The sequence below is a fragment of the Streptomyces sp. NPDC004561 genome (assembly GCF_053602155.1).
This window is the reverse complement of the sequence record NZ_JBSGDB010000300.1, coordinates 1-11,258: the sequence shown is the minus strand read 5'-3', so window position 1 is coordinate 11,258 and position 11,258 is coordinate 1. Positions and strand designations below refer to the sequence as shown.

10 protein-coding genes are annotated in these 11,258 nt (G+C 71.3%); all 10 read right to left on the bottom strand.

Going from position 1 to position 11,258, the window contains the following annotated elements; translation table 11 throughout:
* The coding region (locus ACWEN3_RS30910; RefSeq protein WP_452977303.1) for an aspartate aminotransferase family protein at positions 1–1,416 on the bottom strand (1,416 nt) is incomplete at its 3' end.
* Positions 1,413–3,311 (bottom strand): 1-deoxy-D-xylulose-5-phosphate synthase, encoded by a 1,899-nt coding sequence (gene dxs / locus ACWEN3_RS30905; RefSeq protein ID WP_452977301.1) that lies wholly within the window; start codon positions 3,309–3,311, stop codon positions 1,413–1,415. The genes dxs and ACWEN3_RS30910, both read right to left, overlap by 4 nt.
* 36 nt (positions 3,312–3,347) lie before the next feature.
* A complete protein-coding gene (gene ispG, locus ACWEN3_RS30900) occupies positions 3,348–4,463 on the bottom strand; it encodes a flavodoxin-dependent (E)-4-hydroxy-3-methylbut-2-enyl-diphosphate synthase (protein ID WP_452977299.1) in 1,116 nt (371 codons plus the stop codon).
* A 4-nt stretch (positions 4,464–4,467) separates the two neighbouring features.
* The gene (gene hpnH, locus ACWEN3_RS30895) at positions 4,468–5,490 is read right to left on the bottom strand and encodes an adenosyl-hopene transferase HpnH (protein ID WP_452977296.1); all 1,023 of its coding nucleotides are present in this window, start codon (positions 5,488–5,490) and stop codon (positions 4,468–4,470) included.
* A 5-nt stretch (positions 5,491–5,495) separates the two neighbouring features.
* On the bottom strand, positions 5,496–6,137 hold the full coding sequence (locus ACWEN3_RS30890; protein ID WP_452977293.1) for a phosphorylase family protein: 642 nt from the start codon (positions 6,135–6,137) through the stop codon (positions 5,496–5,498).
* A gap of 1 nt (position 6,138) precedes the next feature.
* Positions 6,139–8,199, bottom strand: a complete 2,061-nt coding sequence (gene shc / locus ACWEN3_RS30885) for a squalene--hopene cyclase (protein WP_452977290.1) — start codon at positions 8,197–8,199, stop codon at positions 6,139–6,141.
* Positions 8,200–8,312: 113 nt separating this feature from the next.
* Positions 8,313–9,449, bottom strand: coding sequence for a polyprenyl synthetase family protein (locus tag ACWEN3_RS30880; RefSeq protein WP_452977287.1), 1,137 nt, complete (start codon positions 9,447–9,449; stop codon positions 8,313–8,315).
* Complete coding sequence (gene hpnE / locus ACWEN3_RS30875) at positions 9,449–10,876, bottom strand: hydroxysqualene dehydroxylase HpnE (RefSeq protein ID WP_452977284.1); 1,428 nt, start codon at positions 10,874–10,876, stop codon at positions 9,449–9,451. Before hpnE ends, ACWEN3_RS30880 begins: the two co-directional genes overlap by 1 nt.
* Positions 10,873–10,977: a DUF6380 family protein gene (locus tag ACWEN3_RS30870; RefSeq protein ID WP_452977306.1), complete on the bottom strand. Its 105-nt coding sequence runs from the start codon at positions 10,975–10,977 to the stop codon at positions 10,873–10,875. Before ACWEN3_RS30870 ends, hpnE begins: the two co-directional genes overlap by 4 nt.
* Positions 10,978–11,000: 23 nt before the next feature.
* A partial coding sequence (locus tag ACWEN3_RS30865) for a squalene/phytoene synthase family protein (protein ID WP_452977282.1) occupies positions 11,001–11,258 on the bottom strand: 258 nt, incomplete at its 5' end.

The window sequence follows — 11,258 nt, the reverse complement described above, 5'->3', positions numbered from 1 at the left end:
TTGACCAGCCGCAGGGTACGGCCGGCCAGGCCCCGGAAGTCCACGAGCAGGTCGAAGCGCTCGGCCGGTGCGGCGGTCAGGGCCGGCAGCGCCGCTGTGGGCGTCGTCCATGACGGCGCTGAAGGCGTCCACGAACCTGTCCACGTCGGCCTCGTCGAGGACGAGCGGCGGGATGAGCTTGATCACTTCGAGGTGGTCGCCGGAGACCTGGGTGAGGATCCGGTGCCGCTGCAGCAGCGGTACGACGACCATCTGCGCGAACAGGCCCTTGCGGGCGGCCTGGAGCATGGTCCAGCGGCCGCGCAGCTTCAGCGAGGACGGCCTGCCGAACTCGATGCCGATCATCAGTCCCCGGCCGCGGACGTCCGCGAGCAGCTCGTACTTGCCGATCAGCGCGGTGAGCCGGGACCTCAGCAGCTCGCCGGTGGCCCGCACGTGGGCGACGATCTGCTCGTTCTCCATCACCGACAGCACGGCGAGCCCGGCGGCCATCGCCTGGGCGTTGGAGCCGAAGCTCGCCGAGTGGACCAGCACCCGGTCCATGGACGAGTACACCTTCTTGAAGATCCAGTCCCTGCCGAGGGTGGCGCCGACGGGGACGTAGCCGCCGGAAAGGGCCTTGGCGACGCACACCAGATCCGGTTCGACACCGTCCTCGTACTGGTAGGCGTAGAAGTCGCCGGTGCGGCCGAGGCCGGTCTGCACCTCGTCGGCGATGAGCAGCGCCTTGTGCCGGTGCAGCAGCTCCTGCGCGGCGCGCAGATAGCCGGGCGGGGCCTCGTGCACCCCCTTGCCCTGGATCGGCTCCACGATCAGGGCGGCCACGTCGCCCTTCTTGAGCTCGCGCGCCAGGGCGTCGAGATCGCCGAGGGGTACGGCGGTGTCGGGCAGCAGTGGGTCGAAGCCCTCGCGGAAGCCGGTCTCGCCGTTCACCGACAGCGAGCCGGTGGTCAGGCCGTGGAAGGCGTGCTCGCAGTAGAGGATCCGCGTCCTTCCGGTGGCGTACCGGGCGAACTTCAGGGCGGTCTCGACCGCCTCGGTGCCGCTGTTGCCGAAGAACACCCGGTCCAGGTGCGGGCTGTGGGCGAGGAGCCGTTCCGCGAGCAGGCCGGGCAGCGGCTGGCAGTCGAAGCGGGTGAGGTCGGCGAGGTTCAGGTCGAGGACGTCGTGCAGCGCCCGCCGGACGACCGGGTGGTGGCGGCCGAGCCCCATCACGCCGAACCCGGCGAGCATGTCCAGGTAGTCGTTGCCCTCCGCGTCGAAGAAGTGGGCCCCCTCGGCGCGCTCGTAGACCTTGTCGAAGCCGATGGTGTGCAGCATGCGCGGCAGCTGCGGGTTCAGGTGTCTGGAGTGCAGCTCGTAGCGTTCGGCTCCACGCTCGGCGAGCAGGGCGCCGAGGTCGAACTCGGTGGTCATTCACTCTCCTTGGCTGTGCCGTCCAGGTCCTTGACGGCCAGGCTCGCGCTGATCCGCCCGGCGATCTCGACGGGCGTGAGGCCGATGTCGGCCAGTACCTCGCCGCGCTTGGCGTGCGCGAGGAACTGCTCCGGGATGCCGAACCGCCGTACCGGCACATCCACGTCGGCGTCGCCGAGGGCCAGCGCCACGGCCGAACCGACGCCGGCCGCACGGCTGTTGTCCTCCACCACGGCCACCAGGCGGTGCTCGGCCGCGAGGCCGGGCAGGGCGGGGTCGACCGGCTTGACCCAGCGCGGGTCCACCACCGTGCAGTTGATCCCGCGCGCCGCCAGCAGCTCCGCGGCCTGCAGGCAGGCCGGCGCCATCACGCCGACGGCCACCAGCAGGACCTCGGGGCGTTCGGCCCGGTGCAGGACGTCCATGCCGCCGACGTGGTCGACGGCCGGGATCCGCGGGCCGACGGACTCCTTCGGGAAGCGGACCAGGGTGGGCGCGTCGTCCACGGCGACGGCCTCGCGCAGCTGGGCGCGCAGTTGCTCGTCGTCGCGGGGGGCGGCGATCCGCAGGCCGGGGACGACCTGGAGGACGGACATGTCCCACATGCCGTTGTGGGACGCCCCGTCCACGCCGGTGACGCCGGCCCGGTCCAGTACGAAGGTGACCCCGCAGCGGTGCAGGGCCACGTCCATCAGGAGCTGGTCGAAGGCCCGGTTGAGGAAGGTGGCGTAGACGGCGACGACCGGGTGCAGTCCGCCGGTGGCGAGCCCGGCCGCGGAGACGGCCGCGTGCTGTTCGGCGATGCCCACGTCCCACACCCGGTCGGGGAAGCGCTCGGCGAACCTGCCGAGTCCGACGGGGTGCAGCATGGCCGCCGTGATGGCGACGACGTCTTCCCGCTCCTCCCCGATCCGTACGATCTCGTCGCCGAACACCGAGGTCCAGGAAGGCCCGTTGGAGGGTACGAGCGGTTCGCAGGTCAGCGGGTCCATCACGCCGACGGTGTGGAAGTGGTCCTCCTCGTGCGCGAGAGCGGGCTCGTAGCCGCGGCCCTTCTCGGTGAGGCAGTGGACCAGGACCGGGCCGTGGAAGCGTTTGGCGCGGCGCAGCGCCGACTCGACGGCCTTGATGTCGTGGCCGTCGATCGGGCCGACGTACTTCAGGCCGAGGTCCTCGAACATGCCCTGCGGGGCGAAGGCGTCCTTGAAGCCCTTCTTCGCGCCGTGCAGGGCCTCGTAGATCGTGCCGCCGACCACCGGTGTCCTGAGGAGGACGTCCTTGCCCCAGGCCAGCACCCTCTCGTAGCCGTCGGTCGTGCGCAGGGTGGCCAGGTGGTTGGCGAGGCCGCCGATGGTCGGGGCGTACGAACGCTCGTTGTCGTTGACGACGATGATCAGCGGGCGGTCCTTGGCGGCCGCGATGTTGTTCAACGCCTCCCAGGCCATGCCGCCGGTCAGCGCGCCGTCGCCGATGACCGCGACCACATGGCCCTTCTCCCCCTGTACCTGCTTTGCCTTGGCGAGGCCGTCCGCCCAGCCCAGCGCGGTGGAGGCGTGGCTGTTCTCGATGACGTCGTGCTCGGACTCCTCGCGTGAGGGGTATCCGGACAGCCCGCCCTTGCCACGCAGCTTGGAAAAATCCTGACGCCCAGTCAAAAGTTTGTGGACATAGCTCTGGTGGCCGGTGTCCCACAGGATCCGGTCGACCGGCGACTCGAAGACCCGGTGGAGCGCGATGGAGAGTTCCACCACCCCCAGATTGGGCCCCAGGTGACCGCCGGTCCGCGACACCGCCTGCACCAGGAATTCACGTATCTCCTCGGACAAATCACCGAGTTCCGCCTCGGACAGCGCCTTCAAATCGCGCGGTTGCCGGATCGTCTCCAGAATCGTCACGTTCGGGCCCCCTCTCGGTCCGTGCCTTGCTTGGACTCACTTCATGTGCTCGGCGAGCTTCTGGGCCTCCTCGATCAGGGTCTCCACGATCCTGGACTCGGGCACGGTCTTGACGACCTCGCCCTTGACGAAGATCTGACCCTTTCCGTTGCCTGAGGCAACTCCGAGATCTGCCTCACGGGCTTCCCCGGGCCCGTTGACCACACACCCCATCACCGCCACGCGCAGCGGCACCTCCATGCCGTCCAGACCGGCGGTCACCTCGTCGGCGAGCTTGTAGACGTCGACCTGGGCGCGGCCGCAGGAGGGGCAGGAGACGATCTCCAGACGCCGCTGCCTCAGGCCGAGCGACTCCAGGATCTGGATGCCGACCTTGACCTCCTCGGCCGGCGGCGCGCTCAGCGACACCCGGATGGTGTCCCCGATGCCGCGGGACAGCAACGCCCCGAAGGCGACGGCCGACTTGATGGTGCCCTGGAACGCCGGGCCCGCCTCCGTCACGCCCAGGTGCAGCGGATAGTCGCAGCTCTCGGCCAGTTGGCGGTAGGCCTCGATCATCACGACCGGGTCGTTGTGCTTGACCGAGATCTTGATGTCCCGAAAGTCGTGCTCCTCGAAGAGGGACGCCTCCCAGAGAGCGCTCTCGACGAGGGCCTCCGGGGTCGCCCTGCCGTACTTCTCCAGCAGCCGCCGGTCCAGGGAGCCGGCGTTGACCCCGATCCGGACCGGCGTGCCGTGGTCCTTCGCGGCGCGCGCGATCTCCTTCACCTGGTCGTCGAACTTCTTGATGTTGCCCGGGTTCACGCGGACCGCGGCGCAGCCCGCCTCGATCGCCGCGAAGACGTACTTCGGCTGGAAGTGGATGTCCGCGATCACCGGGATCTGCGACTTGCGGGCGATGGTGGCGAGGGCGTCCGCGTCGTCCTGCGTGGGGCAGGCGACGCGGACGATCTGGCAGCCGGACGCGGTGAGTTCCGCGATCTGCTGCAGGGTTGCCCCGATGTCCGACGTACGGGTCGTCGTCATCGACTGCACCGACACCGGGGCTCCGCCCCCGACCGCCACCGGTCCGACGTGGATCTGCCGCGACTGACGCCGCGGGGCGACCGGCCGGGCCGGTACCTCGGGAACGCCCAAGGGAACGGCGGTCATCGGATCACTCCCGGTTTCCGGAGACGGTCTCGCGCATGGCCCGCAGCGACTCCTTCAGGGAGCCCATGGTGGCGAGGACGGCGGTGGGTTCGTAGCCGCAGTGCGCCATGCAGTTGGCGCAGCGCGGGTCCTTGCCGCGGCCGTACTTGTCCCAGTCGGTCTCCTCGATGAGTTCGCGGTACGTCGGCACGTACCCGTCGCTCATCAGGTAGCAGGGGCGCTGCCAGCCGAAGAGCGAGTAGTTCGGGATCGCCCACGCGGTGCACGGGAAGTCGACCTTGCCCTCCAGGAAGTCCAGGAAGAGCGGGGAGTGGTTGAGCCGCCAGCGCCTGCGGTTGCCGCCCGCGAACGCCTTCCTGAACAGCTCGCGGGTCTGCTCGACACCGAGGAAGTGCTCCTGGTCGGGCGCCTTCTCGTAGGCGTAGGCGGGCGAGATCATCATCTCGTCGACCTGGAGGTCGTCGTTGAGGAAGTTGAGCACCTCGACGATGGTCTGCGGGGTGTCGGTGTTGAAGAAGGTGGAGTTGGTGGTCACCCGGAAGCCGCGCCGCTTGGCCTCCTTGATGGCCTCGACCGCCTCGTCGAAGACGCCTTCCTTCGCGACCGACTCGTCGTGCCGTTCGCGCAGCCCGTCGATGTGCACCGCGAAGGCGAAGTAGGGCGAGGGCGTGAACTTGTCCATCTTCTTGCGCAGCAGCATCGCGTTGGTGCACAGGAAGACGTACTTCCGTTTGGCCACCAACTGCCGTGTGATCTCATCGATCTGAGGGTGCATCAACGGTTCTCCACCGGCGATGGAGACCATCGGCGCACCGGACTCCAGGACCGCGCCCACCGCCTGGGCGACCGGCATCCGCTGCTTCAGCACACCGGCCGGGTGCTGGATCTTGCCGCAGCCCTCGCACTTCAGATTGCAGGCGAACAGCGGCTCGAGCTCCACGATCAGCGGGAACTTGTCCCGCCTGCGCAGCTTCTGTTCGGCCAGGTATGTAGCGACCTTGATGGACTGACGCAACGGCATGGCCATCTGGCTCACCTCCGGGGGAGCAGCAAAGAACGGTGCCATTCGAAAAATGCGGGAAGAACGGATCGAAGAACGCGGAAGGCCGATATCCCACCGCGCACCGTGCCGATCCGGACGAGTTCGTGTTCGGGTGCGTCCACGACCACCCGGACGGCGGCGACGGGGCGCTCGCACGTTCGGAGGGCGGTGAGCAGCGTGGCCGCCGACTCCATGTCGACCGCGATGGCGCCGGTGGCGCGCAGGTCGGACCGCTCGGGTCCGCGGACCACGTGGTCGGAGCCGGTGAGCGGGCCGGTGTGGACCGTGCGCCCGGGCAGCAGGCGCGCGAGTTCCTTGACGAGCAGGTCGGTGCCGACGCACGGGACGTTCCCGCGCGGGTCCCGGGTCTCCTCGGCCACCACCAGGTCGCCGGGATGCATGCCGGGGGCGAGCCCGGCACAGAACCCGGTGGCCAGCACGGCGGCGTCGGCGAGCGCGGGTTCGCCCAGACGCCGGGTGAGGGACCGTTCCGCCGCACGGGGGCCCATCCCGGTGCGGACGAACGTGACCGGCCCGCCCGCTCCGCCGCGGTCGCCGGAGCGCAGGGCGAAGTGCTCGATGCCGAGCGCGCAGGCGATCAGCAGCGGGGCCGGGGCGGGCTGGGTGCTCAAGTCAGCTCCCCCTGGCCTCGGAGAGGGACTCCTTGGACTCCTCGCTCCCGGCCGGCGGCCTCCTCGTGCCGGCGAGCAGCTTCCGCTCGAAGGGGTCGCCGTGCAGGTACCGGCCGAGCGCGGTGAGCGGGAACACCTGCCGGTAGAGGTGGTAGTTGATGGAGAAGTCCCAGGGGAAGCCGGTGCCGGTGAAGTACGGCTCGTCCCAGGTGCCGTCCGCCCGCTGGGTCTCGGCCAGCCACCGGACACCCCGCTCGACGGCCCTGGAGCCCTGCTCCCCCGCCGCGAGCAGCGCCATCAGCGCCCACGCCGTCTGCGAGGCGGTGGAGGCTCCCCGGCCGCTCCATTCCTTGACGTACTTGTAGGAGCGCAGGTCCTCGCCCCAGCCGCCGTCGTCGTTCTGGACGGACTCCAGCCAGGTCACCGCCCGCCGGATCGCCGGGTGCGCCCCGGGCAGTCCGGCCGCGGTCAGCGCCGGGACCACCGACCCGGTGCCGTAGACGTAGTTGACGCCCCAGCGCCCGAACCACGAGCCGTCGGGCTCCTGTTCGGCGAGCAGCCACTCGATGCCGCGACGGGTGCGCGGGTCGTGGGCGAGGCCCTCGGCGGCGAGCATCTCCACGACGTGCGCGGTGACGTCCGCGGACGGCGGGTCGATGACCTCGCCGAAGTCGCAGAACGGCAGCCGGTTGGGGAACGGGCTGGTGTTGTCGGCGTCGAAGGCGCCCCACGCCCCGTTCCTCGACTGCATCCCGAGGTTCCAGCGCACCGCGCGCCCGATCGCCCGGTCCACCCGCTCGGGGTCGTGGTGCCTGACCCGGCGCAGCGCGAGCCCCACCTCGGCGGTGTCGTCGATGTCCGGGTAGTTGTCGTTGTGGAACTCGAACGCCCAGCCGCCGGGCGGGAGTTGAGGCCGCCGGACGGCCCAGTCGCCGGGCCGGACGATCTCCTCGCCGAGCATCCAGTCCGCCGCCTTCACCAGCTGCGGGTGGTCGGCCGGCAGGCCGGCGTCCACCAGCGCGATGGTGGCGAGGCAGGTGTCCCACACCGGGGACTGGCAGGCCTCGATCATCCGGGCGCCGTCCTCGCGCCAGACGGCGAAACGGTCCAGCGAGGCGAGACCCTCGCGCATCACCGGATGCTCCAGGTCGTAACCGAGCAGGTGGAGGGCGATGACCGAGTACACGGCCGGGGGCTGGATGCCGCCCCAGCAGCCGTCGTTCTCCTGCCGCTCGATGATCCAGCGGGCCGCCGAGTTCATCGCGGCCCTGCGCAGTCCGCGCGGTGCCACCTTGCGCAGCTGGTGCAGCGCCTTGTCCAGCCGCTGGAAGGCACCGTCCCAGCTGGCCAGGGGGGCGAGCGGCCGGGGCGGGTTGGGGATCGCCGGGTCGGTGTGCAGCTCCTCCAGCGCGAAGGGCGCCGGACGCACGGGGCGCTTGGCCGAGACGACGGTGAGCGGCACGATCGTCTGCCGGGCCCAGCACCCGAAGTCGTAGATGTTGAGCGGCATCCAGGGGGGGAAGTAGATGAGCTCCGGCGGGAGTTCGGGCAGGTCCTCCCACTTCCACCAGCCGAACAGGGCGAGCCAGATCCGGGTGAACACCCGGGCCGCGGCGATACCGCCGCGCTCGCGGACCCAGGCGGAGGCCTTCGCCATGTGCGGGGCGTCGGGCGCGTCGCCGGCCAGGCGCAGGGCGACGTACGCCTCGATCGTGGTGGACAGTTCACCGGGCCCGCCGTAGAAGGTGGCCCAGGTGCCGTCCTCGCGCTGCTCGCCGCGGATGAACAGGGCGGCGGCCTGTGTCGTCTTCTCGTCCTGGATGCCCAGGAACTGGCGGAGCAGCAGGTCCTCGGCGTCCATGGTGACGTTCGTCTCCAGGTCGCCCTTCCACCAGCCCTCGGCGTCCTGCCGGGAGAGCAGGAAGTCGGTGGCGCGCCGTGCGGCGTGTGCGGCGGCTTCGTGCACCCCGGCCGCCTCGGGGGTGGTGATGGTGGTGTCGCTGGCCGCGGTCGCGCGGGACGGCAGGGTCGCCCCGGTACTTCCGTCGGTCGTCGCTGTCATGGCTTCCCCTTCGTGCAGTCGTGCGAGTCGTGCTGCTGTGGGTCCGCCGTCGGCCGGTGTCCGTGGTGTGACACCGGCCGGCGACTACGCGAGGCTTGTCCGGCCGATAGTGATCATCTCTTCCGTACGACGACGAAGTCGGCGAGCGCCGTGAAGGAGTCCCGTACCCGGTCGGGCATGTGGACGGCGTCGAGGGCCTCGACGGCGATGATGTGCTGACGGCGCGCTTCCCCGGCCGTCCACTCGCGGCCGCCGGCCGCCTCGATGAGGGCGGCGCGGGCCGCGAACTCCTCCTCGGAGAAGTTCTCGAAGTCGCTGCTCTTGGCGTCCGCGGCGAGGATCTCGCCGAGCCGCTCGGAGGCGGGACCGCCGGCCGCGAGGGCGGCCACCACCGGCAGGGACTTCTTGCGCTGGCGCAGGTCGCTCCAGGTCTGCTTGCCCGTGGCCTCCGGGTCGCCCCAGATGCCGAGCAGGTCGTCGACGGCCTGGAAGGCGAGGCCGAGGTGGTAGCCGTACTTCTCCAGCGCGTCGGCGGTGGCGTCGTCCGCGCCGCCGAGGACCGCGCCGATGGAGCTGGAGGCGGCGAGCAGCGCGCCGGTCTTGTTGCCCTCCATCTCCAGGCACTCCTCGACGCTGACGCGGTCGCGGTGCTCGTAGGAGATGTCCTGCGCCTGACCGTCGATCAGGGCGCGGGTGGCGCTGGTCAGCCGGCGGGTGGCGCGGCCGGCCTCGACCGTGCCGAGTTCCAGCAGGACCTCGTTGGCGAGGGCGAACAGGGCGTCGCCGACCAGGATGGCCTGGGCGGGACCGTGCACCTTCCAGACGGTGTCGCGGTGCCGGCGCTGCTCGTCGCCGTCCATCAGGTCGTCGTGCAGCAGCGAGAAGTTGTGGACGAGTTCGACGGCGACGGCGCCCGGGATGCCCACCTCGGGCGCGGCACCGGTGACCTCGGCGGAGAGCACGGCCAGCGCGGGACGGACGGCCTTGCCGCCGTCGCCGTCGGCCGGGTTGCCGGCGGCGTCGATCCAGCCGAAGTGGTAGGCGGCGACGGTGTCCATGGGAGGAGCGAGACGGTCGACCGCCGCACGGAGGACCGGTGTGGCCATGGTCCGGCCCCGCTCCAGCAGCGCGGTGACGTCCACCGCGGTCCCTCGCGCGGGCGTCGAGGCCGGGGGAACAGTGGGCACAGTCTCTCCTCTTGTTGCGGTACCGGAGGTGCGGGGGCCTGCCGTGGGCTGCTGATCGAGCATCAGGCCGCCTCCTCGAAGGCGAAGAGACGGCTGGGGCGGGGCCGGCCCAGGGCGCTCAGCACGGCGTCTGCCGCGCTCACTCCGCTGCGGACCGCACTCTCCATGGTCGCGGGCCACCCGGTGGCGGTCCACGCTCCGGCCAGGTACAGGCCGGGTGCCTTGGTGCGGGCGCCGGGCCTGAGACGCCCGACGCCGGGGGTGGGGGCGAACGTCGCCGTACGCTCCCGGGTCACGAAGAAATCCCTCACCACGGCGCCCTGCGTACCCGGAATCAGTCGTTCCAACTCGGGCAGGTAGCGCTGGCGGAGGTCGGCGACCGGCGTGTCGATCTCGTCCCGCGCGGCCGACTGGGACAGCGCGAGGTACTGCCCCGAGCGCAGCCCGGAGGCGTGGGTGCGGTCGAAGACCCACTGCACGGGCGTGCCGAGGGCGGCGAGAAAGGGCCGCGCGAGCACCTTGCGGTCGTACACGACGTGCACGTTGAGGATGGGCGCCGTGTCGATCTCCAGCAGCTGCCCGGGGGCGTCGAGGGCGCCGGACGGCAGCAGGTCGTGCGCCTCGCGCTGGGGTACGGCGAGGACGACCGCGTCGGCGGAAAGCGTCTCGCCGGGAACCTGAACGCTCCAGGTCCCGTTCTCGTTTGTAGAGACGGAGGTGACGCGTGTACGGACCTCGGTACGGACGCCCGCGGAGTCGAGCGCCTTGCGGGCCAGCCGGTCGTGCAGTTCGCCCAGCGGGACATGGGCCCAGCCGATGTCGGCCGCGCCCGGGTCGGACAGCAGACCGGTCTTGAACACCATCGCGGCGAGCCCCAGCGAGGCGTCGCCCGCGACCGCGTTGAGGGTGGCGACCCCGACCAGGTCCCACAGGGCCTCGACGGCACGGGCCGACTGGCCGTGGGCGGCCAGCCAGCTGCCGAAGTCCTGCGTGTCCAGGGCCGGATCGGCGAGGTCGAGCCCCTTGAGCGCGAGCGCGGCCCGCCCGACCGCGGCACGCTCGGCGAGCGAGAGGTGCGGATAGGTGGCCAGGCTGCGCCCCAGGTGGAGGGGCACGGGCAGCGGGTCGCGCCGCAGCCTGCCGAGCCGCCTGCCCTCGGGCTTGGCGACGTCGACGACGGGCACGTCCAGGCGGTCCTGCAGCGGTGCCAGCGCCGCGCCCTCGATCCGGTCGAGGAACCAGCGGTAGGCGGTGCAGCAGCGCAGGTACACATGCTGGCCGTTGTCGACGGTCAGTTCGCCGCGCTGGAAGGAGAAGGCGAGGCCGCCCAGCCTGGGCCTGCCTTCGAGCAGGGTGACGTGGACGCCCGCGTCGGCGAGCGCGAGCGCCGCGGTGACGCCCGCGAGACCGCCGCCGACCACGACGGCACTGCGTCCTGCGCTTTTCGGCGTGCGCGTGCGGTCCTGCGCGGGGCGTGAGCCGTCGCTCATCGGGCGTCCTTCCGTGCGTGCCGACCGTGCTGGTTGAACGGTGCACGCCCGGCCGTCGCAGTCTGGGACGCCACGCCGCAGCGGAGGGTTGCCTCCCGCATGTCTCCTGGTTCGGTCAGGTCCATCAGGCGCGCCTCCTGGCGGAGCGCCCGGGGGTGTGGCGGGTCACGTGCCGGGTGTCGAGGCCGGACAGACCACGCACGGCGACATAGGCCTTCTCGCGTCCGGGCAGCGAGACGCGGCCGCGCAGGACGGCCTCGGGGTCGCGCTCGATGCGGTCCAGCAGCCGGCGGTAGATGCCGGCCATGGCGGCCACGCACGCGCCGCTGCGCCGGTCGAGCGCGCCGGAGACCGGGTGGCGGCCTGCCGCTGCGTGCTCGCT